23 protein-coding genes and 3 tRNA genes are annotated in these 25014 nt (G+C 69.8%); 14 read left to right on the top strand and 12 right to left on the bottom strand.

Features of this window, described 5'->3' with window-relative positions:
* Positions 1 to 42: 42 nt before the first annotated feature.
* On the bottom strand, positions 43 to 1494 hold the full coding sequence (locus ABIC53_RS11235; protein WP_274178191.1) for a M23 family metallopeptidase: 1452 nt from the start codon (positions 1492 to 1494) through the stop codon (positions 43 to 45).
* A gap of 228 nt (positions 1495 to 1722) precedes the next feature.
* Between ABIC53_RS11235 and ABIC53_RS11240 the strand changes: the two genes are divergently transcribed.
* From ABIC53_RS11240 to ABIC53_RS11255, 4 genes are all read left to right on the top strand, one after another.
* Positions 1723 to 1795: transfer RNA gene (locus ABIC53_RS11240), tRNA-Glu, on the top strand.
* Between the two features lie 21 nt (positions 1796 to 1816).
* Positions 1817 to 1890 (top strand) — tRNA-Asp (locus ABIC53_RS11245).
* 70 nt (positions 1891 to 1960) lie between these two features.
* Positions 1961 to 2033: transfer RNA gene (locus ABIC53_RS11250), tRNA-Phe, on the top strand.
* A gap of 130 nt (positions 2034 to 2163) precedes the next feature.
* Positions 2164 to 2415, top strand: a complete 252-nt coding sequence (locus tag ABIC53_RS11255; protein WP_282501911.1) for a hypothetical protein — start codon at positions 2164 to 2166, stop codon at positions 2413 to 2415.
* A 73-nt stretch (positions 2416 to 2488) separates the two neighbouring features.
* Here ABIC53_RS11255 and ABIC53_RS11260 read toward each other — a convergent pair whose 3' ends face one another.
* The 3 genes from ABIC53_RS11260 to ABIC53_RS11270 all read right to left on the bottom strand — a co-directional run bounded on the left by ABIC53_RS11260 (position 2489) and on the right by ABIC53_RS11270 (position 4304).
* The gene (locus ABIC53_RS11260) at positions 2489 to 3184 is read right to left on the bottom strand and encodes an SOS response-associated peptidase (protein WP_282501910.1); all 696 of its coding nucleotides are present in this window, start codon (positions 3182 to 3184) and stop codon (positions 2489 to 2491) included.
* Positions 3185 to 3265: 81 nt separating this feature from the next.
* Positions 3266 to 3403, bottom strand: coding sequence for a hypothetical protein (locus ABIC53_RS11265; RefSeq protein WP_282501909.1), 138 nt, complete (start codon positions 3401 to 3403; stop codon positions 3266 to 3268).
* Between the two features lie 16 nt (positions 3404 to 3419).
* Complete coding sequence (locus ABIC53_RS11270; RefSeq protein WP_274178188.1) at positions 3420 to 4304, bottom strand: DUF72 domain-containing protein; 885 nt, start codon at positions 4302 to 4304, stop codon at positions 3420 to 3422.
* Between the two features lie 141 nt (positions 4305 to 4445).
* Here ABIC53_RS11270 and ABIC53_RS11275 point away from each other — a divergent pair, with 141 nt between their 5' ends.
* The 4 genes from ABIC53_RS11275 (at position 4446) to ABIC53_RS11290 (ending at position 9048) form a co-directional block, all read left to right on the top strand.
* On the top strand, positions 4446 to 5609 hold the full coding sequence (locus ABIC53_RS11275) for a polysaccharide deacetylase family protein (protein WP_354451502.1): 1164 nt from the start codon (positions 4446 to 4448) through the stop codon (positions 5607 to 5609).
* A 95-nt stretch (positions 5610 to 5704) separates the two neighbouring features.
* The gene (locus ABIC53_RS11280) at positions 5705 to 6832 is read left to right on the top strand and encodes a glycosyltransferase (RefSeq protein ID WP_112615951.1); all 1128 of its coding nucleotides are present in this window, start codon (positions 5705 to 5707) and stop codon (positions 6830 to 6832) included.
* Positions 6833 to 6851: 19 nt separating this feature from the next.
* On the top strand, positions 6852 to 7112 hold the full coding sequence (locus tag ABIC53_RS11285; RefSeq protein ID WP_282501907.1) for a glutaredoxin family protein: 261 nt from the start codon (positions 6852 to 6854) through the stop codon (positions 7110 to 7112).
* A gap of 331 nt (positions 7113 to 7443) precedes the next feature.
* Positions 7444 to 9048 carry a DEAD/DEAH box helicase gene (locus tag ABIC53_RS11290; protein ID WP_323987073.1) on the top strand — a complete coding sequence of 535 codons (1605 nt, stop codon included), beginning with the start codon at positions 7444 to 7446 and terminating at the stop codon, positions 9046 to 9048.
* A gap of 156 nt (positions 9049 to 9204) precedes the next feature.
* Here ABIC53_RS11290 and ABIC53_RS11295 read toward each other — a convergent pair whose 3' ends face one another.
* From ABIC53_RS11295 to ABIC53_RS11315, 5 genes are all read right to left on the bottom strand, one after another.
* On the bottom strand, positions 9205 to 10326 hold the full coding sequence (locus ABIC53_RS11295) for an adenosine deaminase family protein (RefSeq protein WP_354451505.1): 1122 nt from the start codon (positions 10324 to 10326) through the stop codon (positions 9205 to 9207).
* 97 nt (positions 10327 to 10423) lie between these two features.
* Complete coding sequence (locus ABIC53_RS11300; protein ID WP_282501904.1) at positions 10424 to 11506, bottom strand: extracellular solute-binding protein; 1083 nt, start codon at positions 11504 to 11506, stop codon at positions 10424 to 10426.
* 85 nt (positions 11507 to 11591) lie between these two features.
* Positions 11592 to 12584, bottom strand: coding sequence for an ABC transporter ATP-binding protein (locus tag ABIC53_RS11305; protein ID WP_354451507.1), 993 nt, complete (start codon positions 12582 to 12584; stop codon positions 11592 to 11594).
* On the bottom strand, positions 12581 to 13378 hold the full coding sequence (locus ABIC53_RS11310; protein ID WP_023952964.1) for an ABC transporter permease: 798 nt from the start codon (positions 13376 to 13378) through the stop codon (positions 12581 to 12583). Before ABIC53_RS11310 ends, ABIC53_RS11305 begins: the two co-directional genes overlap by 4 nt.
* Entirely contained in the window at positions 13375 to 14196 is an 822-nt protein-coding gene (locus ABIC53_RS11315; protein ID WP_274178182.1) for an ABC transporter permease, read from the bottom strand. Before ABIC53_RS11315 ends, ABIC53_RS11310 begins: the two co-directional genes overlap by 4 nt.
* A 206-nt stretch (positions 14197 to 14402) precedes the next feature.
* Here ABIC53_RS11315 and ABIC53_RS11320 point away from each other — a divergent pair, with 206 nt between their 5' ends.
* On the top strand, positions 14403 to 15389 hold the full coding sequence (locus tag ABIC53_RS11320) for a LacI family DNA-binding transcriptional regulator (protein WP_323987070.1): 987 nt from the start codon (positions 14403 to 14405) through the stop codon (positions 15387 to 15389).
* 81 nt (positions 15390 to 15470) lie between these two features.
* Here ABIC53_RS11320 and pip read toward each other — a convergent pair whose 3' ends face one another.
* Positions 15471 to 16448, bottom strand: a complete 978-nt coding sequence (gene pip / locus ABIC53_RS11325; RefSeq protein ID WP_181574197.1) for a prolyl aminopeptidase — start codon at positions 16446 to 16448, stop codon at positions 15471 to 15473.
* Between the two features lie 40 nt (positions 16449 to 16488).
* Positions 16489 to 17841 carry an MFS transporter gene (locus ABIC53_RS11330; protein ID WP_354451510.1) on the bottom strand — a complete coding sequence of 451 codons (1353 nt, stop codon included), beginning with the start codon at positions 17839 to 17841 and terminating at the stop codon, positions 16489 to 16491.
* A gap of 63 nt (positions 17842 to 17904) precedes the next feature.
* Between ABIC53_RS11330 and ABIC53_RS11335 the strand changes: the two genes are divergently transcribed.
* The 5 genes from ABIC53_RS11335 to ABIC53_RS11355 all read left to right on the top strand — a co-directional run bounded on the left by ABIC53_RS11335 (position 17905) and on the right by ABIC53_RS11355 (position 23816).
* Positions 17905 to 18495 (top strand): CGNR zinc finger domain-containing protein, encoded by a 591-nt coding sequence (locus ABIC53_RS11335; RefSeq protein WP_354451511.1) that lies wholly within the window; start codon positions 17905 to 17907, stop codon positions 18493 to 18495.
* 64 nt (positions 18496 to 18559) lie between these two features.
* Positions 18560 to 19564 (top strand): malate dehydrogenase, encoded by a 1005-nt coding sequence (locus tag ABIC53_RS11340; RefSeq protein WP_354451513.1) that lies wholly within the window; start codon positions 18560 to 18562, stop codon positions 19562 to 19564.
* A 15-nt stretch (positions 19565 to 19579) separates the two neighbouring features.
* Positions 19580 to 21280, top strand: coding sequence for a cation:proton antiporter (locus ABIC53_RS11345; protein WP_354451515.1), 1701 nt, complete (start codon positions 19580 to 19582; stop codon positions 21278 to 21280).
* Positions 21281 to 21327: 47 nt separating this feature from the next.
* Positions 21328 to 21783, top strand: a complete 456-nt coding sequence (locus ABIC53_RS11350; RefSeq protein WP_023952973.1) for a recombinase family protein — start codon at positions 21328 to 21330, stop codon at positions 21781 to 21783.
* A gap of 332 nt (positions 21784 to 22115) precedes the next feature.
* On the top strand, positions 22116 to 23816 hold the full coding sequence (locus ABIC53_RS11355) for an ATP-dependent nuclease (protein WP_354451517.1): 1701 nt from the start codon (positions 22116 to 22118) through the stop codon (positions 23814 to 23816).
* 178 nt (positions 23817 to 23994) lie between these two features.
* On the opposite strand, the gene ABIC53_RS11360 is transcribed toward ABIC53_RS11355, so the two are convergent.
* Positions 23995 to 25014, bottom strand: coding sequence for a LacI family DNA-binding transcriptional regulator (locus tag ABIC53_RS11360; protein ID WP_354451519.1), 1020 nt, complete (start codon positions 25012 to 25014; stop codon positions 23995 to 23997).

Raw genomic sequence — 25014 nt, forward strand, 5'->3', positions numbered from 1 at the left:
TCCGCCCCTCCTTCGTCGTTCCGGGCTCGCGAGCGCTGAGGCTCAGACCGAGATGCCCCGATCGCGCAGGAACGGCGCGGGGTCGATGCGCTCGCCGTTGCGGTAGATCTCGAAGTGCAGGTGGCAGCCCTGCGAAATGCCGGTATTACCGGCATAGGCGATGACCTGTCCGGCCGAGACGCGCTGCCCGTATCCGACGTTGAAGCCGCCGTTCTGGATGTGCGCGTAGCCCGAGATGATGCCGCCGCCGTGGTCGACCTTGATGTAGTTGCCCCAGCTGTTCGTGTACGCCGCGAAGACGACGGTGCCGGATGCCGCGGCATAGATCGGGGCGCTGCATCCGCCGGCGAAGTCGATGCCGCGGTGCCCGCTGGTGCACACACCGCCAGAGCAGATGGTGCCGCGATTGCCATACCAGGAGCTGATGTAGCCGGGACCGGGGCGCACCCAGCCGGAGGGCTGGACCTGTCCGGCGCCGCCACCACCGCCGCCACCGCCGCCGCCGCCGCCGCCACTGTTGCCGCCGCCACCGCCACCGCCGCCACCGCTGTTGCCTGCGGCGGCTGCCGCTGCTGCGGCCTCCTGGCGACGACGCTCTTCCTCGGCGGCACGACGGGCTGCCTCTTCTCGCTCGCGGCGACGACGCTCCTCGTCGCGACGGCGCTGCTCTTCGACTCCGGCCTGGTAACCGGCGACCGTCGTCGCCGTCTCGTCCTTGAGCGCCGCGAGCTGCGCCTCGAGGGTCGCCATGTTCGCGGTCTGTTCTTCGAGGGCCGCCTGAGCCGCCGTCGCAGCTTCCTGCGCGGCGATCATCTTCTGCTCGGCTTCGACCTTGAGGCGGTCGCGCTCGTCGCGAGCGACGCCGGCCTGGTCACTGAGGCTCTGTGCGGTCTCGCGGGCGGCGACGGCATCCGTGTACACGCCTCGGTTCGCCTGCAGCAGCTTGTCCATGGTGCCGAGGCGGGCGAGCAGATCGTCGGCGCTGGCCGCGGAGTCGGAGAAGAAGAGCTTGAGGCTCGTGTCGTCGCCGCCGTTTCGGTAGAGCTGGGCGGCCAGCTTGCCGGCGCGGCGCGCGGCCTCGAGGGCGGCGGCAGACTGCGCATCCGCCTGCTCCTGAAGCGAGGTGGCGCGGGCACTGGCGTCTTCGAACGCGGCTTGGGCCTGCGCGTACTCCTCGCCCAGGCGCGCGGCCTCGGCCTGCTTGTACGCGACATCTGCGGCGAGGTCGGAGATCAGCTTCTCGATCCGCGAGATCTCGGCGGCCTTCGCCGCCTCGTTGCCCTTGGCGCGCTGCACGTCATCCCACGACGGATAGCCCTCGATACCGAAGGCCGACGGGATGCCGGGGGCGAGAAATGCCGTCGCTGCGACGAAGCCGACGGCGCCGAGGCCGAGGGCGCCACGGCGCGAGATCAGCTGGGAGAGCTTCTTGCTCTCTGCGGGCGTCGGGGCGCAGCCGCAGTCTTCGGGGGAGTCGAGGCTCTCGTATCGCACGCGGGTGATCCTCCATATCGCGTGAGCAACTTCGTTCACAGTAGCAACACACGTCACAACACCGGAAGCGTCGACGACGACGTCCGGAGCGTGCGAACCCGGCCATTGTGACCCGGAGACACGCCCGGGCGGCGGACGCCACGCCCCCGATTCGCACATCCGCGTCGGATCGCATATGCTTGTCCCTCGGTAAGCGTGAACGTTTGACTCCCGGGTCTGGGTTCGCTCGGCCCCATCGTTTAGCGGCCTAGGACGCCGCCCTTTCACGGCGGTAGCACGGGTTCGAATCCCGTTGGGGTCACTCCCACAACTTAATAAGCATGGCCCTGTAGCGCAGTTGGTTAGCGTGCCGCCCTGTCACGGCGGAGGTCGCGGGTTCAAGTCCCGTCAGGGTCGCTCTAAAGCGACGGGCCCTTTGGTTTCCAGAGGGCCTTTCGTCTAGGACATGGCATCTCTGACGCCATGCGGCTCTGTAGCTCAGTTGGTAGAGCGCACGACTGAAAATCGTGAGGTCACGGGATCGACGCCCGTCGGAGCCACACGGACCGTCATTACAACGGTCCCAGAAACCCTCGCCTAGCTTCTACATGGCGGGGGTTTTGCTCTGCCCTGGTGCCGCGCGTCGCGCCGGCCGGGCCGGCGAGCACCGACGGCCGCTATCGTCTTGGCATGATGGCGTCGCTCCAGCCGCAGAGCCCCCGCACACAGCGCCTGCGCCGGTGGGCGGTGGCGCTGGCCGCATTCAGTGCCGCCGCGTTCATTGCGTCGATCGTCTTCGCGGGCCTGCTTCCGGATGCCCCGGCACTGGTTTACCCGGCACTGCACTTCGTCGGGCTCGCGACCGCACTCGCCGGATACATCCTGTGGCAGCGGTCGGACCCCGCGTACGACTACCGGCAGGAGCCGACAGCCGACGAGTGACGTCGCCGGACGGCGCGCCAGCGCAGGCGTCACGACGCCCCCCGCACGCCACCGGCACGACAACCGCCACCGGCTAGGCCACCGGGTCCAGCAGCGTCGGGTCGGCGGGATCGACCGTGCGCGAGTTGCTGACCTTGCTGTCCACGACGTGCTCGCGGATCGTCGAGGCGACCTGGCCGGACGTGTGCTCCAGCATCGCGAGCGTCTCCGCCTTGCGGTCACCGGTGAGCTTCTCTGGGCTCAGCCAGGCATCCCAGGTATCCGGTGTCAGAAAGGCCGGCATCCGGTCGTGCACCTGTCCGCTCGCATCCCGCGCCTCGCGGGTGATGACGACGAAGCAACGCGTCTTCTCGCCGGTCGGCAGTTCCATCGACCAGGTGAGCCCGGCAGCCGAGAGCAAGCGGTCGCCGTGGAGGAAGTGCGGGGTCTTCGGGGTCTTCTCACCGGTCCACTCGAAGTAGCCCCGCATCGGAACAATGCATCGAGCCGCGCTGAATGCCGGCGCCCAGAATCCCTGGGCCAGCTTCTCCATCCGCGCGTTGATGATCGGACCGCCCCGCGGGCGATTCGCCGGCTTCTGCCAGTCCCAGCGCACGAGCTCCAGGACCCGCCCTTCGCCCCGGTCGCGGACGATTGGCGCATCCTCGGTCGGCGCGATCGAGTACGCACCGGCCCACGACTTCACCCAGTCCTCGGGGTCGCCGCCCTCGGCGACGTACTCCCGGATCAGCTCGTCCGTCTTGGCGTCGTTCGCGAATCGACCGCACATGTCAGCGACCCTACGGCCCGGGGCGGACGGCGTCGAGCAGATACCTCTGCACCTTGGCCGAGGTACGGAGGCCCGACAGGCTCAGGCCGGCTCGGTGACGCGGACGAGTCCGCAGTTCAGACACGACCACGCCACGAGGAACGCCTCGTCGTCGAGGATCTCGAAGCGCAGCGGCTCGCCGCAGGTCGGGCAGACCCACGGTGCCGGCTGCACGCTCACGCGCCATCCCGATCGGTCACCCGCCGAGCCTAAACGCCGCATCGCACCGTCGGGCGAGAGCGACGGCATCGTGCGGCGCCCTCCCCCGGGCGTCGTTGTCGAAGTACACCCACACGTCACGCGGACGGCCATCGGATGCCGCCGAGCCGTCGGCCCATCCGCGGATGCGGTCCGCCCACTCGTCGAGCTCGGCGTCGGTGTACCCGCTGGCGTACAGGTCGGTCGCACCGTGCAGCCGGACGTACACGTGCCCCGCGGTCGTGACCTCTTCGAACCGGGGAAAGCGCCCGGCGGTGTCGGCCACCACGAGAGCGATGTCGTGCGCACGCAGCAGCGCGAGCGCGGCGTCCGAACCGAACCCGGCCGACCGAGGCTCGAGGGCGTGACGGATCGGACGGTCCTCCTCGATCTCGAGCCACGCCCGTCCGTCGAGGCGTTCGTCGTGCCGCTCGGCGAGCGCGAGGGCCTCGCCCGTCGTCCGCGGCAGGAGGGCGAGGAACTCCTCGAGCACATCGGCGTCGAACTCCTCGCGTTCGGGGAGCTGCCAGAGCACAGGTCCGAGCTGCCGTCCGAGCGCGAGCACCCCTGAGGCGAAGAAGTTCGCCAGCGCCGTCTCGACTCCGCGCAGCCGCAGCATGTGCGTGACGTAGCGCGAGCCTTTGACGGCGAAGACGAACGACTCAGGCACCTCGCTCCGCCACCGCTGATAGCTCGACGGGCGCTGCAGCGAATAGAACGACCCGTTCAGCTCGGCCGTCGACATCCGCTCCCCGACATATTCGAGCTCGCGTCGCTGAGCGAGTCCCGTGGGATAGAAGTCGCCCCGCCACCCGGCGTACCGCCACCCCGAGATGCCGACGCGCACCCGGCCGGCGTCGGCTCCTGCAGGTGGCGCGTTCATGATTTCGCAGTCTCCGCCCGCGAACCGAGGCAGGAAAAGGGGGTTGCCCTCGCCCGAGCATCCCAGAACACCGGCGAGTACCCGCATAGCCGAGCGCCCTAGGATTCGACGGACGCACCGGGCACCACAGGGGGAGTAACGATGGGCGCAACGCGACGTTCGAACGCGGGAGGACGGCGCAAGCGCCGGGCGATCGGCATCGGGGCAGCCCTCACCGGGGTTCTGCTCGTTGCAGCGGTCGGGGGCTGGTTCGCCGTCGACGCGATGCAGCGCGCGAGCACGACGCCCGACCCGGCGGCATCCGAGCCCACCCCCGCCCCCACGACCGACGCCGCGACCCCGACGCCCGAACCGCTGTCGCCGGCGGAGCAGCTCATCGCCGATGCGGACGATCCGAACGCGTGCGCCGTGTCGTTCACGGGCGATGCGATCGACATCGCCCCGGTCCTCGAGACGCAGGGGAAGCCCTACGCCTCCCTGCCGCTCCCCTCGCGGGAGGGCATGGTGTTCGCCGGCTGGTACGACACCGCCGAGCATGCCGCGGCTCTGTCGATTCCCGGCCGCCTGAACGGCGCGGATGCCGTCGTCTGCGACGCCCAGCAGCGCACCGTGCACGCCGCATGGATGAGCACCGCCGATAACGACGGCGCGGAGACGCGCGTCCCGATCCTGATGTACCACCAGTTCACGACGAAGCCGGAAGGCGAATCGGGCTGGCTCCGCGGCAACTACGCCTACATCGGCGACTGGGAAGCTCACCTGAAGTACATCTCCGACCAGCAGTTCTACCTGCCGACGTGGCCGGAGCTGAGCGCCTTCATCGACGGCCGGCTCTTCCTGCCCGACCACTCGGTCATCATCACCGACGACGACGCCGACCCGACGTGGCTCGAGCTCGCCGTGCCGCTCGTCGAGAGATACCGCGTGATGACGACATCCTTCGTGATCACCTCCAACGGGCCCGGGCCCGAACTCACCCCCTACGTGCTCAAGCGCTCGCACACCCACGACATGCACTCCGCGGGAGCCGACGGGCAGGGGCGCATCGTCAACTGGACGCACGACGAGATCGTCGCCGACCTCGAGACCTCGGCGAGCGTGCTCGGCGGCGCGAAAGAGGTGATCGCGTACCCGTTCGGCCACCACAACGACGCGGCCAAGCAGGCGGTCGCCGACGCGGGCTTCGAGATGGCGCGCACCATCGAGCCCGGCTACGTGTCGATTGGAACCGACAAGCTGGCGCTGCCGGTGGTCCGCGTCAACTACGGGATGACCGTGGATGACATCAAGAAGGCCATCGGGTGAATCTCAGGCGATATCCAAAGAGTCAACGGGTTGTACGCATATGAATCCTCAGTACTGTGTGAACTCCCCCGTCCGTTTCCACTTGCGAGCGATTCATGGATCTGACGATCGTCGTCCCGACCTTCAACGAAGGCCCGAACGTCGTGGAGCTGCTGCGGCGGATCGGTGACGCGGTCGACGACCGGATGATCGAGGTCGTCTTCGTCGACGACTCCACCGACGACACCCCCGCCATCATCGAGCGGGCGGCGAAGACGGCCGACTTCCCGGTGCGACTGATCCACCGCGACGAGCCGGTGGCGGGACTCGGCGGGGCCGTGGTCGACGGCATCCGGGCCGCGAACTCGTCGTGGTGTCTCGTGATGGACGGCGACCTGCAGCATCCTCCTGAGGACATCCCGCGGCTGCTGGCGCGAGCCGACCGCGGCGACGTCGATGTCGTCGTCGCCTCGCGCTACATCGCCGGCGGCGACTCGAAGGGCCTCGCCGACGCCACGCGAACGACCGTCTCGCGCGCGTCGACACTGCTGACCAAGGCGATGTTCCCCCGCAAGCTCGGTGAGTGCAGCGACCCGATGACCGGGTTCTTCCTGGTTGACCGCGACACGATCGACATCGACGCTCTGCGTCCGCGCGGCTTCAAGATCCTGCTCGAGATCCTCGCTCGCCGGCACATGCGCGTCGCCGAGGTGCCGTTCGCCTTCGCGCCCCGCTACGCCGGATCGTCGAAGGCGACCTTCACGCAGGGCATCCGGTTCCTCACGCAGCTGCTGATGCTCCGCTTCGGGCGGATGTCGGCGTTCGCGCTCGTCGGCGGCGTCGGCGCCATCGCGAACCTGGTGATCATGTGGGGCCTCATCCGGCTCGGCATGGACTATCTGCCGGCATCCATCATCGCGAGCGAGATCACGATCATCGGCAACTTCCTGTTGCTGGAATACCTCGTCTTCAGCGATATGCGCTCGGAATCGGGCAGCATGACGCAGCGGTTCGTGAAATCGTTCACCTTCAACAACGCCGAGGCGATCATCCGGATCCCGGTGCTGTGGGTGCTCGTCGAGAACGCACACATCCCGAGCGTCATCGCCGCGGGACTGACCCTCATCGCCGCGTTCGTCGTGCGCTTCGTGTTCCACGCGCTCGTCGTCTACGCACCCAAGAAGCAGCGCGTCGCCCCGGTGCTCGAGGCCGCCCCCGAGCGCGCCCGGGCCGCCGAGTACTGAGCGGACGTACCCTGGAAGCATGACCGCTTCCACCGACACGATCACGATGTTCGGCGCCGACTGGTGCCGCGACTGCCGCCGCACGAAGGCTCAGCTCGAGGAGCTCGGCGTCGACTACACCTACATCGACCTCGAGGCGGAGCCCGCCGCGGCCGACGTCGCGCGCGAGATCTCGGGCCGCACCCAGATCCCCGTGGTGGTCTACCCCGACGCGACCCACCACGTCGAGCCGAGCAACGACGACGTGGCAGCCAAGCTGCGCGAGCTCTCGCTCATCTGACCTGCGCGCGTTCCGTACGCTGTGCGCGTGCGCGGATGCAAGACATCCGGTCCGACACCCCGTGACGGATGCCGTCCGGCCGGGGTGTCGGGCCGAATCCCTTGCATCGCGACGCGCAGGCCCCGGCCAGGGACCGGACCGTCATACAGGCGGGCACTGGTAGGCTGGGGGTTCTTGTGGCGCGCTCGCGCCGCACGCGTCGTAGAACGCCTTCCGCCCACCGGGTCACGACCGGCATCCCGCGGACTCTTTCGTACGGCGACCCCGCATGCGCACCCGCATCCGGGCCACCGATCAGGGCGCCGACGTGCGCCCGGAGACACACTCCCTCATGACTGACACCACTTTCCGCACGCTCGGCGTGCCCGCTCCCCTCGTCGAAGCGCTCGCGAAGGACGGCAAGACCACCGCCTTCCCGATCCAGGTCGACACCCTGCCCGACACGCTCGCCGGACGCGACGTGCTCGGCCGCGGCAAGACCGGCTCGGGCAAGACTCTCGCCTTCTCGATCCCGATGGCGGCGCGCCTCGGCGGCGAGCTCGCCGGCGGCAGCCGCCGCGCTGCCCGCATCCTGGGCCTCGTCCTCGCCCCGACCCGCGAGCTCGCGACGCAGATCAACGCGACCCTCGAGCCGCTCGCGGCGGCCTACGGCATGAAGACGACCACCATCTTCGGCGGCGTCAACCAGAACCGTCAGGTGCAGGCGCTCAACGCCGGCGTCGACATCGTCGTCGCCTGCCCGGGCCGCCTCGAAGACCTGCTGCAGCAGCGCCACCTGACGCTCGACTCGGTCGAGATCACGGTCATCGACGAGGCCGACCATATGGCCGACCTCGGCTTCCTCCCCGCCGTCACGCGCATCCTCGACAAGACGCCGCGCGACGGACAGCGGATGCTGTTCAGCGCGACCCTCGACAACGGCGTGGACAAGCTCGTCAAGCGCTTCCTGCAGAACGAGGTCCTCCACTCGGTCGACGAGGCCCACTCCCCCGTCGCGGCGATGACGCACCACGTGTTCCACCTCGCGGGCGCGGAGGAGAAGAAGGATGTCGTCAAGGCGCTCGCCTCGGGCATGGGCCGCCGCATCCTGTTCACCCGCACCAAGCACGCCGCGAAGAAGCTCGCCAAGCAGCTGACTTCGCAGGGCATCCCCTCGGTCGACCTGCACGGCAACCTCTCCCAGCCGCAGCGCGACCGCAACCTCGCCGCGTTCTCGTCGGGCGCCGCGAAGGTGCTCGTCGCGACGGATGTCGCCGCGCGCGGTGTCCACGTCGACGACGTCGAGCTGGTCGTGCACGTCGACCCGCCCATGGAGCACAAGGCGTACCTGCACCGTTCGGGTCGCACCGCCCGCGCGGGCGCCGAGGGCGCCGTCGTCACCCTCGTGATGCCAGGCCAGGAGCGCGACGTCAAGGACCTGCTCCGCAAGGCCGCCATCGCGGTCACCCCGATCACGGTCACGGCCGAGTCGCCCGAGGTCGTCGCCCTCGTCGGAAAGGTCGCGCCCTACGTGACTCCAGCGCCGGTCGAGGTCGCACCCCGCGGCACGAGCCAGGGCGCCAACGCGCAGCGCAAGCGCGCCGCACGTGACGCTCGCGAGGGCGGTTCGTCGAACGGCGGCGGTCGCTCCGGCGGTGGCCGCGGTCGCGGCGGACGCACCCAGGGTCAGGGCCAGGGCGCTGCCGGTGGTCGCGACGGCCAGGGCGCACGTTCGGGCGGTCAGCGCGACCAGCAGCAGAGCCGGGGCGGACAGCAGTCCTCGCGCGGCGGCCAGTCCGCCGACCGCGCGCCCCGCGAGACGCGCGACGCCGCTCCCGCGGGCAACCCGCGCCGCACCGGCCGTCGCGCTTCGTCGAACGGCGGTGCCGCCGGCGGCAAGCTCATGGTCGGTTCGGTCGTGCGCCAGAACAGCGCCGGCCGCCGCGGCGGTCGCTGACCCGCAGCATCCGACTCACCCCGGCATCCGGCGCTGCCCCGCCCGCCGAGAACGCACGCTCGCCGCGAGAACGCACCCTCAACCGTGCGTTCTCGCGGCGACGGTGCGTTCTCGGCGCAACCCGGCGCAACCCGGCGCCCGGCCGGGGGCCGGGGCTCAGACGGAGAGCGCGAACTCGGCGTCGAGCGCGTCGACCTCGGCGGTGACCTCGGCGACGCGACGCGCGCGCTGCTCGGTGGGCAGCCAGGATGCCTCGAACGACGAGATCGCCATGCGGCGGACCTGCTCGTGCGTGGCGCCGATCTGGTCCGCGACGATGCCGTACTCGGCGGCGAGCGTCGTGGGGAACATGCCCGGGTCGTCCGAGCACGGGATGACGTTGAGCCCGGCCTCGAGCATCGCGGCGATCGACGCGCGACGCCAGGGCCGCCACGAGCGGCGTGACGTGGTCGAGGCGACGGTGAACGCGACCTGGTCCTCGCGCATCCGCTCGACGACGGCGTCGTCCTCGAGCACGTAGTAGCCGTGGTCGATGCGGTCGCAGCCGAGCAGGTCGAGGCAGGTGATGGTGTTGACCGCAGTCGGCGCGTGCTCGGACGAGTGCGCCGTACGGCCGAGGCCGGCCTCGCCCGCCAGGCGGTACGCGTCGACGAAGCGCTCGGGCGGACCGGCCGTCTCGAGGTTGTCGAGGCCGATGCCCGCGACGTACGGGTGCGGGTTGTCGACGACGCGGCGGACGACCGCGAGGGCCTCCTCGCCGCTGCGGCTGCGGTCGATGCCCTGGATCATCAGACCCGTCATCCCGAAATCGCGCTCCGCCATGCGGATGCCCTCGGCGTACGCCTCGACCGCGCCGAGATATCCGAGCGACTCGAGGTGCGGCGGCAGCGCGTCGAAGAACAGCTCGAGGTGGCGGGTGCCGCTGCGGCGGTGCGCGTCCTCGAACGCCTCGTAGACGATGCGGGTCAGGTCGTCGGCATCCCGGAGCACCTCGACCACCCAGTTCGACACCTGGAAGAGCGAGTACGACACCTCGGGCTCGTCGGCGCCGCGCTGCTGCGGGACCGGGATGCGCGTGTTGCGGTACAGCGCGGGGTCGGGCGGCAGCGAGTTGATGTCGGCGAAGATGCGCTCGGGGTCGGCGGGCAGCTCGAGCGACTCCCGGCGGGCCAGCTCGGCGAACGTCGACGCGCGCACGGTGCCGATGAGGTGGCAGTGCAGGTCGGCCTTCGGCAGGCGCTGGAGGTAATCGACGGGGAGGGATGCTGCGGAAGTCATGGTGCCGTTCGTACTCGTGGAGCGATGCGGTCGGGGAACCGCGAGAAGAGGCCCGGCCACCGAGGATGGGGGGTGCTCGGCGGCCGGGCGGTCTGGATCAGCGCGAGGCGACCTCGCGCGCGAACCGCTCGACCCACTGCGCGCGGTTCGGGACGACCTCGGCCGGGTCGAGCGTGGCGTAGCCCGCCGCGATCGGGTCGGCGGCGATGTCGCCGACGACAGCGGTGATCTCGGCGGGGATCGTCGCGTCGAGGGCGACGGGGAGGTCGCCGACGATCTCGGCCGACGCGGTCTGGGCCTCGACGGACAGCAGGTAGTCGATGAACGCGTACGCACCCTCGAGGTTCTTCGCACCGCTGGGGATCATGGCCCGGTTGGTGGCCATGTAGCGGCCCTCGGCCGGAGCGGTCCACGCGACGGGCTCACCCGAGGCGACGAGCGTCGTGGCGAAGCCGCTGAGGGCATCGGCCGCGACGATCTCGCCCTGGGTGAGGAGGTTGGTGACCTCCGTCGACGACGAGTAGAACTGCAGGATGTTCGGCGCCCATCCGCCGATCGTCGTGTATGCGGTATCGATGTCGTACGGGCCGTCGCCGAAGGTCGAGGCGACGCCCGAGACGGCGAGCTGCCCGGCCGTCACGGCGATGTCGGGGAAGGCGAGACGACCGCTGTAGGCGGAGTCGGCGTAGAGCGACCAGTCGGCGGCCTGCGCGGCATCCAGCTCGTCGGTGTTGTACAGCGTGCCGTTGAGCTGGTAGCTGTAGGCCGGGCCGTCGTAGCCCTCCTCGACGGCGAAGTCGGCGATCTTCGCGAGGTTGGGGACGTCGGACTCGTCGAAGTCCTGGAACAGGTCCTGCTCCTGCCCGGATGCCGCGAAGGTGTCGGAGATCAGCATGACGTCGATGCCGGCGTCGCCACCCGCGAGCTGCAGCTGCGACAGACGGTCGGCGTTCGAGCCGGTCTCGATCTCGACCGTGATGCCCGTCTTCTCGGTGAAGGGGTCGACGATCGCCTCCTGGAACTGCTCGACCCCGAACGGGAACGCGCTGACGACGATGGAGTCGCTCGAGCCACCGTCGCCGGAGTCTCCCGAGCCGCCGGAGCAGCCGGTGACGACAAGGGCCGTGGCGACGACGGCGGCGGATGCCGCGAGGACGCGGCTGGTGCGGGTGCGGATCATGCGAGTTCCTCTCGGGGCTCTGCGGGCGGGCCGCAGGGGCGCGGGTGCTGGTGCTGGTGCGGGTCGGGCGGGACGGCGGATGCGTTCAGGCGGCGAGGCGGATGAGCCGGGCCGCGGGAGCGGTGACGGTGACCCGGTCGCCCGGGCGTGCAGCGACGGCCTCGTCGCGAACGTCGGCGATGAGACGCACGGCCGCGCCGGTGGCGTCCGCAGTCTCGACCGTCACGAGACGGTCGACCCCGCGGTAGGCGACGTCGAGCACGACTCCGTCGAGCGCGAGCCCGGTGCCGTCGGCGGGGAGTCCGAGAGCGAGATGCTCGGGGCGCACGGTCGTGAACGAACCGTCAGCGGCGGCGAGGAAGTTCTCGTAGCCGAGGAACTCCGCGACGAAACGATTGGCCGGATCGGTGAAGACCTCAGAGGGAGCACCCTCCTGCATGATGCGGCCGTCGCGCATGAGAACCATGCGGTCCGACATCTCGAGCGCCTCGTCCTGATCGTGCGTGACGAGCACGACGGTCAGGCCGGTCTCGGACTGGATGCGGCGGATCTCGGCGCGCATCTGCACGCGCAGGCGCGCGTCGAGGTTCGACAGCGGCTCGTCGAGCAGGAGCAGGGTCGGGCGGATGGCGATGGCGCGCGCGAGAGCCACGCGCTGCTGCTGCCCGCCCGAGAGCTTTTTGGGCCGGCTCGCCGCGAGGTGTCCGAGACCGACGAGATCGAGCGCCTCCTCGACGCGGCGGCGGCGCTCCGCTGCCGGGACCTTGCGCAGCTTCAGGCCGTATCCGACGTTCTCGGCCACGCTCATGTGCGGGAACAGGGCGTACGACTGGAACACCATGCCGAGCCCGCGCCGCTCGGGCGGGGTGCGGGTGGCGTCCTCGCCCGCGATCATGATGCGGCCCGAGGTGGGCTGCGTGTAACCCGCGAGCATCCGCAGCGAGGTGGTCTTGCCGCATCCGCTCGGCCCGAGCAGCGTGGTGAGCTGCCCCGACGGGATGGCGAGGTCGATGTCGTCGACGGCGGTGAAGTCGCCGAAGCGCTGGGTCACCCCGACGAACTCTGCTGCGGTGGTCATCGGTTGATCCCTCCGAAGATGCGGGCGAAGCCGACCGTGCGCTCGGCGATGACGGCGATGACGACGGTGCCCGCGAGGATGATGGTGCTCGTGGCCGCGACCATCGGGTCGTAGCTCTGCTGGACGTAGTCGAGCATGGTGACGGGGAGCGTGCGGAAGTCACGGCTCTGCAGCAGCAGCGACAGCGGCACGTTGTTGAACGAGGTGACGAAGCTCAGCAGCCCGGCCGAGAAGATGCCGGGGCGCAGCAGGGGCAGCGTGACCGAGAAGAAGGCGCGCAGCGGCGAGGCGCCGAGGCCGCGCGCCGCCTCTTCGATGCCGGGATCGGCGAGTGCGAGCGACGCCCCGGTGACCCGCACCGCGTAGGGCAGCATCAGCACGGTGTGGCCGATGAGCAGCACCGGGAAGTTGTCGAGGCGCAGGCCGATCATCAGCTGCTGGTAGAGCGCGAGGCCGACGACGAGCTCGGGGACGATGAGCGGCGAGAGGAACAGCCCCTCGACGAGCCCCTTGCCGGGGAGCCGGCCGCGGTGGATCGCCAGCGTCACCGGAACCCCGATGAGCAGCGCGAGCACCGTCGCGATGAGGGCGAGCTGGAGGCTCGACAGCAGCGCGCTGATGAACGGGTCGTAGTTCAGCGCTGCCTCGAACCACTGCAGCGAGAAGCCCTCGGGCGGGAAGCGCAGGGTGCGTCCGCCCGTGAACGCCGTGGCGACCACGAAGAGGATCGGCACGATCATGATGATGTAGCCGGCGACGGCGAGGGATGCCGCGACGGGACGACTCGTCTTCACGCGGTGGCCCCCCGTCGTCCGACGACGGCGGACAGGCCCGACACGGCGAACACGAGGACCGTCATGATGATGGCCGTCGCACTGGCCGCCGCCCAGTCGATCGTCACGCTCGAGTACGAGTAGAGCTGCGTCGACAGCATCCGCTGGCTCGATCCGCCGAGCAGGTAGGGGGTCGTGTAGGCGGTGACGCTCCCCGCGAAGACGAGGGTCGACGCGACGACCATGCCCGGCGCCGAGAGCGGCACGACGATGCCCCAGAAGGTACGGGTGCGGCTCGCGCCGAGACCGCGCGCGGCGTCGTCCAGTCCGGGGTCGACCTGAGCGACGGCGGAGTAGCAGGAGATGATCGCCAGCGGCAGGAAGAGCTGCGTCAGACCCAGCACGATCGCGAGCTCGGTGTAGAGCAGCTGCGGCGCGCGGTCGACGAGTCCCAGCCCCGTGAGCAGCTGACCGATCGCGCCGTTCGACCCCAGCAGCACGAGCCAGCCGAAGGTGCGCACGACATTGCTCAGCAGCAGCGGGAAGATCGCGAGGGCGAGCAGCACACCCGACCAGCGCGAGCTCGAGCGGGCGAGCAGGTAGGCGATCGGGAACCCCAGCACGATGCAGATCACGGTGACGATGAGGCCCAGCCCGACCGTGCGCCCGATGATCGCGAGATCGAACGGGTCGGTCAGCATCCGGCCGAGGCGTTCGAGGATGTCGACCAGGCTGACACCGGGAGGGGCGAACAGCATCGCGATCGACGGGATGAGGAACCCCGCCAGCAGGAGCGCGAGCCCGGGAAGGGCCAGCAGTCCGGTGCGGCGTGAAACCACGAGCGAACTCCGTTCGTGCGAGGGGGTGCGGGTGCAACCGGTTGCGCAACCGGTTGCTCCTACCGTAGAGCCCACTCGGGGAGGCGCGCGACCATTCGTGTTAACACCGTGTAAAACCGGCGTTCATCGGCGGCGCAACCGGTTGCTCCCGCTCAGTAGGATGAGCGGACCGTCGCGCCATGCGGCGGCGGGACGAAGGGGGCGCGGTGACGACACTCGCCGATGTCGCCGCGCATGCGGGTGTGTCGAAGTCGACGGCATCCCGGGCGCTCAGCCGCCCCGACCTCGTCGCCCCCGAGACGGTCGCGCGCGTGCGCGCCGCGGCCGAGACGCTCGGCTTCATCCCGAACCGCGCCGCCAGCCACCTCGCTCGCGGGCGCAGCGGCATCGTCGCCCTCGTCGTGCCGACGCTCGACAACGCCTTCTTCACGCCGATCATCGCGGGGGCTCAGGAGCGCGCCCGCGAGTCCGACCTGCAGCTCACGGTCGCCGTGCACCGGCTCGACGACGTCGACGGGCTCGACGAGCTCGAGCGCCTCGCCCGGCAGGTCGACGGCTGCATTCTCGTCGCACCGCGTGGCCCCGACGACATCGTCCGTGCCGCCGGCGCCTTCGGGCCGACGGTCCTCGTCGACCGTGAGATCGACGGCATGACCTCGATCGTGGCCGACACCGCGAGCGCGTTCGCCGAGCTCGCGACGCGCCTGGCCGACGCGGGCCACCGCGGAATCGTGTACCTCGGAGGTCCGGAGGGATCATGGCAGGACCGGCAGCGCTCGGCCGCGATCGAGGCCGCCGTCGGCGAGCGCGTCGAGCTGACCGCGCTCGGTCCCTTTCCGGCGACGTTCGCGGCGGGTGTCGCGACCGCCGACGCGGTCATCGACTCGGGCGCGACGGCGGCTGTGCCTTACGCGACATCCATCGGGCTCGGTCTCGTCTTCGCCCTCCGCGCTCGCGGCGTCGCCTCGCCCGGAGAGATCGTCGTCAGTGCGGAACGCCTGGTGGCCGAGGCGATCGGAGCCGACGACGTGCCCGCGATCGACGTCGACGGTGACGAGCTGGGCCGCGAAGCGATGGCCGCGCTCCTCCCGATGCTCGTCGCCCCTGGGTCCGGCCCGACCCGCCGTCGCCTCGACGTGTCGGTGCACTGGCCCGCGGCTCGGCCCGCCGAGACCGCACTCTCCCCGCGATAACGCACCATCCGCGGTGCGTTCTCGCGGCGACGGTGCGTTCTCGGCGCCGGCGCGGCACCGGCGCGCGCGGCGCGGCGCGCGTCAGCGGGCGAAGCGGTCGGTCGCGGCGACGAGGGCGGCGGCGATGCCGGGCTCACCGGCCGAGTGGCCGGCGTCGTCGACCATGACGAACTCGGCCTCGGGCCAGGCCCGGTGCAGGTCCCATGCGGTCATCGGGGGCGTGCACGCGTCGTAGCGGCCCTGAACGATGACACCCGGGATGCCGCGCAGGCGGCCCGACGCGGCATCCTCGATCAGCTGCCCTTCACGCAGCCATCCGCCGTTGAGGAAATAGTGGTTCTCGATCCGCGCGAACGCGGTCGCCGACTCCGCCTTCGTCATCCCGGCCACCAGCTCCGGGTCGGGACGCAGGGTCACGGTCGAGGCCTCCCAGCGCGTCCAGGCCTGGGCGGCGGGAACGTGCACCGCCGGATCGGGGTCGGTCAGCAGCCGGTGGTACGCCTCGATCAGTCGGCTCCGCTCGATGACCGGAACCGGGGCGAGGTAGTCCTCCCACAGGTCGGGGAACAGCGCTGCTGCCCCGCCCTCGTAGAACCACTCGAGCTCATGGCGCCGCAGCGTGAAGATCCCGCGCAGCACCAGCTCCGAGACGACATCCGGGTGCGACTGCGCGTAGGCGAGTGCGAGCGTCGAGCCCCACGAGCCGCCGAAGACCTGCCACCGGTCGATGCCGAGGTTGCGCCGCAGCAGTTCGATGTCGGCGACGAGGTGCCACGTGGTGTTGTAGCGGAGGTCGGCGGCCGGATCGCTCGCGTGCGGCGTCGACTTCCCGCAGCCGCGCTGGTCGAACAGGATGATCCGGTAGGCCTCGGGGTCGAAGAAGCGGCGGTGCCAGGGCGAGGTTCCGCCGCCGGGGCCGCCGTGCAGGAACACGACCGGCTTGCCCTCGGGATTGCCCGACTGCTCCCAATAGACGCGCTGGCCGTCGCCGGCGAGCAGGAAGCCCGTCTCGTAGGGCTCGATCTCGGGATACAGGATGCCGGCCAGGGCGGCCGACACGCTCACCGTGCGGCTCCGCGGTCGCGTTCGTTCATGCGCTTTACCGTACCTGCGGCGCGTCGCCCATCGCGTCGCCGCACGGAGACGAGCCGGGATGCGCCGCCTCGGGCCCTCCGCCCGAAACGCCGCTCGCGTCGACCAGCTCGCGGGGATCGCGGATCGAGCGCAGCGGCGACAGCACGACCCAGACGACCGTCAGCATGACGCCCGCACCCGCGATGGCCATCCCGGCCCGGGTGCCCACCAGCTCACCAAGCCCGCCGCCGATCGCCGCGCCGATCGCGACCACCCCGTACGAGACCCAGCGCATCGTCGCGTTCACGCGCCCGAGGACCTCGTCCGGCGTCCGCAGCTGACGCAACGTCACGGCGACGACACTCGACAGCGACGTGCCGGCTCCGTTCAGCGCGAACGCCGCGGCCAGCACCGCCACCAGCACCGTGGGCGACCAGGATGCGGGCACGAGCGGCAGCATCGACAGCGCGATGCTCTCCGCGACTGCGCATGCGATCAAGACCGACCCCGCCCCGAAGCGGCGCACCGCTGCCGGGGCACTCGCCGCGGCCGCCACGGCACCGACGGCACCGAGCCCGAAGATCAACCCGAGCTGCCCCGCATCCAGCCCGAGCTCGCGGACGGCGTGCACCGTGAACAGCACCGTGATCGCCTGGGCGAACAGGTTGTAGATGGCGGCGAATGCGACGAGGGCGATCAGGAAGCGATCTCGCCGCACGAAACGCAAGCCCTCGCGCAACTCCGACAGCGCACCGCGGCCGCTGGGGACGGGGCGGTGTTCCCGGGTGGAGATGCTCGTCAGGGCGAGTGCCGAGACGAGGTACGTGGCCGCGGGAGCGATGAGGGCCCAGGCGGCGGTCAGCGTCTGGACGAGCAGCCCCGCCATCCCGGGGCCGCCGATCTGAGCTACGGCGGCCGTCGCCTGCAGGCGACCGTTCGCGCGCTCGAGGTGAGACCGGCCCGCGACGGTGGGCAGATAGGACTGGTAGCTCACGTCGAACGCCACGGTGAAGGCGCCCAAGAGCAGGACAAGCCCGACGAGAGCGGGCAACGTCAGCACCCCGGCGACGGCGAGGCCGACGATCACGACCGTCAGGAAAGCTCGGGCGAGGTCCGCGACGATCAGGATGCGGCGGCGACGGGACCGATCGACGAGCACGCCGAGCGGCAGCGCGAGGAGCAGGAACGGCATCCATTTCGCCGCGCCCAGCAGCCCCACCTCGCCGGCGCTCGCCCCGAGCACCACGACGGCGAGCAGCGGGAGAGCGAGGTCGCCGACCTGCGCTCCGACAGAGGAGGCCCCCTGCGCGACCCAGAGACGGCGGAAGTCCGCGCCGAGACCGTCCGCGGAGTGTCTAATGGGTGCTCTGGCTTTCATGCGTTACACACTCTCAGCCCTGAACTAATGGCACAAGCGGACGACGAGCGTTAGCATTCATTCGTGGCGCAGTCCGACGCAGCGGCGTTCCCCCGGGTCGCGGGGCACCCCGCTCTCGATCTGGTCGACACGGTGCACTGGCGGCTCGACCCGCAACGCGCGATCGACACCCTCCGCGACTTCGACGACGTCGTGTCGTGGTGCCACCAGATGAATGTCCGCGCCGCGACGGGCGCCGCGAAGAGCGCACCGTCCGGGGCCGAATCGGACGTGGCGGCCCGGGAGCACCGCGCGGTCGTCGCGCTGCGCGAGGCGGTCTACGAAGCGGTGTTCCAGCATTCCTCGGCAGCAGCCGATCTCATCGCCCGCGAGCACGTCGACGCCCTCGCCCGCTCGTCGCTGAGCTTCGACGAGCCCGCCTCAGCGTGGGTGTGGGTGCCGCCCGCTGATCTCTCCGGACCGCGCGCGGCGGTGGCCATGAGCGCCCACGACCTGCTGACATCCGATCTCACCACCGCACGGCAGTGCGCCGACGACGCCTGCGGGTGGGTCTACCTCGACCGCTCACCTCGACGCAATCGGATCTGGTGCACCGCCGCCGGGTGCGGCAACCGCAACCGTGTGGCCCGGCACCAGGCGAAGCAGAAGGGCTGACCGCGAGGTCGATTCTCCGGTCCGGCACCCCGTGCGGCCGCGACGGCAGGAATAGGCTCGGCACATGGACGCCACCACCGTCACCGTCACCGGCGCGGCCGGCCAGATCGGCTACGCCCTGCTGTTCCGCATCGCCTCCGGCGAGATGCTCGGCCTCGACCGGCCCGTGAATCTCCGCCTCCTCGAGATCCCCGACGGGGTCCGAGCCGCGGAGGGAACGGCGCTCGAGCTGCAGGACTGCGCGTTCCCGCTGCTGCGCTCGGTCGAGGTCACGGATGACGCGCGCACGGGGTTCGCGGGTGCCAACATCGCGATGCTCGTGGGTGCCCGGCCCCGATCGGCCGGCATGGAGCGCGGCGACCTGCTCGCCGCCAACGCGGGCATCTTCGGCCCGCAGGGCGCGGCCATCGCGGCATCCGCGGCATCCGACGTCCGCGTGCTGGTCGTGGGCAATCCCGCCAACACGAACGCGCTGATCGCGGCGTCGGCGGCCGAAGGCGTGCCGCCCGAGCGCTTCAGCGCCATGACCCGCCTCGATCACGAGCGCGCCGTCGCTCAGCTCGCCGCGCGGCTCGAGGTGCCCGTCAACGACATCGAGGGCGTGGTGATCTGGGGCAACCACTCCGCGACGCAGTTCCCCGACATCGCCTCCGCGACCGTCGCCGGGCGCCCCGTGGCCGACGCCCTCGCCGACCGGCTGGGCGAAACGGATGCCGCACGGGCCTGGCTCGACGACGAGTTCGTGCCTCGCGTCGCGAAGCGCGGCGCCGAGATCATCGCGGTGCGCGGGGCGTCATCTGCCGCATCGGCCGCCAACGCGGCACTGCGGCACGTGCGCGACGACGTGCTCGGCACCCACGGCCGGCGCACCTCGGCCGCCGTCGTCTCGCGCGGCGAGTACGGCGTGCCCGAGGGTCTGGTGTGCTCCTTCCCCGTCACGAGCGACGGCTCGGGTTATCGCGTCGTAACCGGGCTCGAACTCGACGAACGCGGCCGAACCCGGCTCGACGCATCGGTCGCCGAGCTCATCGACGAGCGCGACGCCGTCCGGGCCCTCGGCATCCTCTGACAGGCACCCGGACGCGTGGAACTGCTGCCCGGACTCATCCTCGGTGTCGTCGCGATCACCGTCTCGACCTCGCTGTCGAAACGTCTCGGTGTCGCGGGGCCGCTGATCCTCGTCGCGGTCGGACTGGCCGCGTCGTGGCTGCCGATCCTCGACGACTTCGAGGTCGACCCCGAGCTGATCCTCGTCGGCGTGCTGCCTCCCCTGCTCTATGCGGCGGCGGTGCGTCTGCCCGCGGTCGAGTTCCGGCGCGATCTGCCGTCGATCTCGGGGCTCGCCGTCGCGCTCGTCGTCATCAGCGCGCTCGCGATCGGCGGCTTCCTCACCCTCGTTCTGCCCCAGCTCGGGTTTCCGCTGGCGGTGGCGCTCGGGGCGGTGCTGAGCCCGAGCGACGCCGTCGCGACCTCGATCGTCAAGCGGCTCGGCATATCCCCGCGGGTCGTGACGATCCTCGAGGGTGAGAGCCTCATCAACGACGCCACCGCCCTCGTTCTGCTGCGCAGCGCGATCGCGGCGGTCGCCGGCGGGTTCGCATTCGCCGACACGGTCGGAACCTTCGTCTGGGGAATCGTCGCCGCCGTGATCGTGGGGGTCGTCGTCGGCGGACTGAACCTGCGCGTCCGGGCGCGCATGAACACGGTCGCCGCCACCGCCCTCGGATTCATCGTCCCGTTCGTGGCGTACCTGCCGACCGAGCACCTCGGCGGCTCGGGGCTCGTCGCCGCCGTCGCGGCGGGCATCACCACGGGTCAAGGTGCCGCACGACGCTTCACCGCCGAGCAGCGAGTCTCCGACGAGATCAACTGGCGCACGGTCGAGCTCGTCCTCGAGGGCGGGGTTTTCCTCGTGATGGGGCTCGAGCTGCGCGGCATCCTCGACGACAACTTCCGGCAGCAGAGCGGCCCCGGAAAGGCGATCCTGCTCGCCCTCGGCTCGCTCGCGATCCTGCTCGCCATCCGCGCCGTCTACGTCGCGGGGCTCATCTTCTTCCAGGGGCGTCGTGCACGCCTGCGCCAGCGCGACCGCCTCGAGCAGATCTCGGAGCGCCTCGACAGCCTGCCGCCTGATTTCGCCGGGCGCGGCCGCAATCCCGGGGCCACGCGCCGACGTCTGGAGAGCATGCGCACCCGGGTGACCCGGGCGTTCAACGACCTCGACTACTACGAGGCGTCTCCGCTGGGCTGGAAGCACGGCACGATCATCGTGTGGGCCGGGATGCGCGGGGTCGTCACCCTCGCCGCGGCGCAGACCCTTCCCCGTGAGACCCCGGAGCGCGAGCTCCTCATCCTCACCGCGTTCCTGGTCGCCGTCATCAGCTTGCTCCTCCAAGGCCTCACGCTGCCGGCTCTGGTGCGGGCGCTTCGTATCCCGAGCAGCACCGCCGACAGCTCGCTGCTGCGCGAGGAGGAGGAAGCGCTCGACGCCGAGCTGCGCACCGCGGCGATCGACCGGCTGGCCGACCCGACACTCGCCGTCGAAGAAGGCGGCAAGTGGGACGCCCGGACGCTGACGATCGCGCGCCGCCGGCTGGAGCACGCGGCAGACGAGGACGCCGGCGCCCTCGCCCGCGAGCTGCAGCTGCTGCTCATCGGTGCGATGCGCGCGCGACTGCTCGAGCTGTCGAGCGAGGGCGCGTTCTCGTCCGAGGTGCTGCGCGAGTCGCAACGCCGGCTCGACTCGCAGCAGGTGAGCCTCGAGATGCGCCAGAACGACCTCTGACGCGAACTCGTGGTGAAAACCGTTCTCGCGTCGGCGACAATGAGAGGGTGAGCACCCCGACCGACGACGACCGGACCACGCGCCCGGCGGCGGACTACGCCGAGACGCGTACGATCGCGCTGCCCGACTCCCCCGTCGACGAGCTGCCCGACAGCTTCGCGGCCCTGCAGCCGAGCCCGGAGTGGTGGGCAGCCCGCCCTGCCGGCGCTCGCCTCGTCGGTCTGGTCGTCTCGCGCGACGACATGCCGAGCATCGTGGCGCAGCGCGACGCCCTGGCCCAGTTCGGCGTTCCGATCGAGGGCTTCCGGCATCCCGCCCCCGAGACCGGGGAGAGCTGGCAGGAGCGCCTGTCGCGACTGTTCGGCCATCTGACGGCGGGCGATGTCGTCGTGGTCTCGGACGTGCACGCGCTCGGCCGCGACGCCGACGAGGAGACCCGGACGATCGCCGAGCTGCGCCGACGTTCCGTGATCGTGAAGGTGCTCGGCTCGCGCCAGGCCTGAGGACCCCCAGCCGGTCAGCCGGTCAGGTGCAACAACCTACCGATGTGGCGCCGAACCAGGAGCGGAGATCGTCCGCGCCCAGGGGGAACCGTGAAAGTCAGCCATCGGCCATCGTCGGTCAGCGGCTACGCGCGGCCGCCTGCCGCAGAAATCCCCCGCAGTTGCGAAAAAACCACTGAGGAATGGACTCCAGAGTTGAGGTCGCCAGACACTCGCACGCGGCACCTCTACCCGGACCTGATAGCTGAAGCAGGCACGGCGAAGAACTCGGAACCGAGCACCGTTTCGCGTAGCGTTCCCCCGAATCCTGCTTGATCCGGCAACATGTCCGCATGGACTCCATCAAGGGCATCGCTTTCTCAGGCTACCGAAGCTTCGCCTCCGTCCCTGTCAGCTCGCTCTTCCCGCTCTCGAAGATCAACCTGATCGCCGGGCAGAACAACGCCGGGAAGTCGAACGTGCTCCGCGTGGTGTCAGATACGCTCAACGGGAACGCGAGGCCCGAAGTTTGGGACCGACCCCTCGGAGATGCCGAGCACACCCCGCTGCGCCTGATAGCTTACGACCCGGACGTAGTGGCAGGCTGGATGAATCCAGGCAGGGGCGTGCGATCTTTTGACACGAAGATTCGAGAGTTCCTCGACACCCTCCGAGTGCACACGCCCGCCAACTCCGACGCGGTCTGGCTGGCACCTAAGAACGATGATGCCAGCGTAGCCCTATACCAAAAATGGGCCGGCGCCATCGGAAGAGATGCGCTTGCCTCCGAGCTATCTGGCGCCCTAACCGGCACTACTGGCGGCGGAGTCGGTCAGGACGCGTTTCGAGTCATTCAAGCCATATCGAGGAATCAGCCGGCCTGGCCTTCAGCGCACCGCATCGAAGGCGTACGCGAGATTTCCGCCGCGAACGAACTAGATCCAGACCTCAATGGGAGGAGCATAAAGAGGCGACTGCTCGAGTTGCAGGCACCGAGTTCAAACCGACTCGGTGACAAGCTTGTGTTCCAACGAATTCAAGATTTTGTTCGCGCCGTGATGGATGACCAGTCGGTCACAATTGACGTTCCTTACGATTTATCGACTATACACGTCAGTCAAGGCGGAAGAACCCTGCCCATCGAGTATGTCGGCACGGGTGTCCACGAGGTTGTCATCCTCGCAGCGGCCGCGACCATCATCGAAAATTTGGTCGTTTGCATAGAAGAACCTGAAGTACATCTCCACCCGATCTTGCAGCGTAAGCTGCTTCGTTATCTTGCCAAAAGCACATCGAACCAGTACTTCATCGCGACACATTCCGCGCACATGCTGGACTCCGCTCTTGGGTCGATCTTTCACGTCAGTCGCAAGAATGGCTCGTCGACCGTGCGTCACGCCGGCTCGGCACGCGCCCGCGCTGCCGTATGCGCCGATTTGGGGTACCGTCCATCTGACCTCGTGCAAACAAATGCGATCTTATGGGTCGAGGGCCCGTCGGACCGCACCTATCTCAAGCACTGGATCGAGATGATCAAGCCCGGCGCCTATATCGAGGGAACGCACTACTCGATCATGTTCTACGGCGGGTCTCTGCTGAGCGAACTGTCTCCCCTCGATCAAGACGAGGTTGACGAGTTCATTTCATTGCGTGCGCTAAATCGACACATGTGCGTACTTATGGACTCAGACAAGACTTCAGCTCGGAAGGCTCTAAATGCGAGTAAAAGACGGGTCATCGCAGCGTTAGACGACGACTCGTCCACCGGCGTGTCATGGGTGACGGCCGGATACACCATTGAGAACTATGTACCCGAGCCAGTTCTCACCGAGGCGATCAAAGCCGCTCACCCCACCACAGCGTCACGTTCCTTGCCCCCTCAGGATCGCTGGCAGAATCCGCTGTCACCGGATCGCGTCGGCGTCGGCAAGCCGAGCAAGACGGCCATCGCGCGCGCCGTGACTCAGCGATGGACGTCAGAGCTACCCTTTGACCTGAAAAGGAAGATCGATTCCGTGATCGCGCTGATCGAGCGCGCAAATGCGCACACTTGACGGCAACAGATACAGGACTGATGCGCGACGCAATGGTGTCCGCGTTTCGAGTCGACAACCGCAAGGAACCTGATCTCAGATGTGGAACGCCTGCATTGATCTCAGACGCTCCATGCCCCCGGGGTCAGAAGCGTCCAGACACGGACCGATGCGCGAAGCGCACCCGAGCCGCAGGCGGTCAGCCGGTCGCCGGTGCCGTCGACTCCCCCGCCACGAGGTCGCCGGCGATCCGGTGCAGGCCCGGCTCGTACGGCTGTCCGTCGATGACGTCGGCCAGGTGAGCGGCCGCCCGGGCGCCCAGGTCGGCGAGGCGGAAGTCGATCGTGGTCAGGCTCTCATCGTCCTGGCCCGTGAGGCCCGAGATGTTGTCCATCCCGGTGATGGCGACATCCTCCGGCACGCGGACACCGGCCTCGGCGAGCGCAGCGATCACCGCGCGGGCGATCGTGTCGTTGCCGCAGCAGACGGCGTCGAACCTCTCGCCCGACGCGATCAGCCGCTCGGCGGCCTCGCGACCCCAGCCCCGTGACCAATCGCCGCGCAGCACGAGCTCCGGCGCGAGGTCGGCGCCGGCGGCCGCGAGGGCCGCGGCGAGGCCGTCCGCGCGCTCGCGCGCCGAGTGGTCGTCGGCAGAGGCCGTGATGTGCGCTATGCGCCGACGACCGGAGGCGATGAGATGCTCGCCGGCGCGCTTCCCGGCGGCGTAGCCGTCGTGGACGAACGATGCGTCGGCGGCGTCGTCGGAGATGCCGTAGACGTAGACCACCGGCGCGGGGAACCCCGCGGTGACGGAGCGGATCTCCGACCCGGAGCCGTCGCCGACGACGAGCAGCCCGTCGATGCTGCGGGCACGGAGCTTGCGGACCGTGGCCGCCAGCACCGTGCGGTCGAGGTGCGAGTCGGTCACGAGGACCGACAGGTCACGCGTGCCGAGGGTCGTCGTGGCACCGGTGAGAACGGGCATCGTGAAGGCGCCCGGGGCGTTCATGGTGAGCACGCCCACGGTGGCGCTGCGCCCCTGGACGAGGAACTGGCCCAGCGCGTTGGGCTGGAAGTCGAGCCGCTCGGCAGCCTCGAAGATGCGCTCGCGCGTGGCATCCGACGCCTTGCCCTGTCCGCGCAGCACCTTCGACACGGTCGACACCGAGACGCCGGCGACAGCCGCAACGTCACGGAGGGAAATCGCTTTTCTCGCCAT

The sequence above is a fragment of the Microbacterium sp. 1262 genome (genome assembly GCF_040544895.1).
GTDB classification, from domain to species: Bacteria; Actinomycetota; Actinomycetes; order Actinomycetales; family Microbacteriaceae; genus Microbacterium; species Microbacterium plantarum.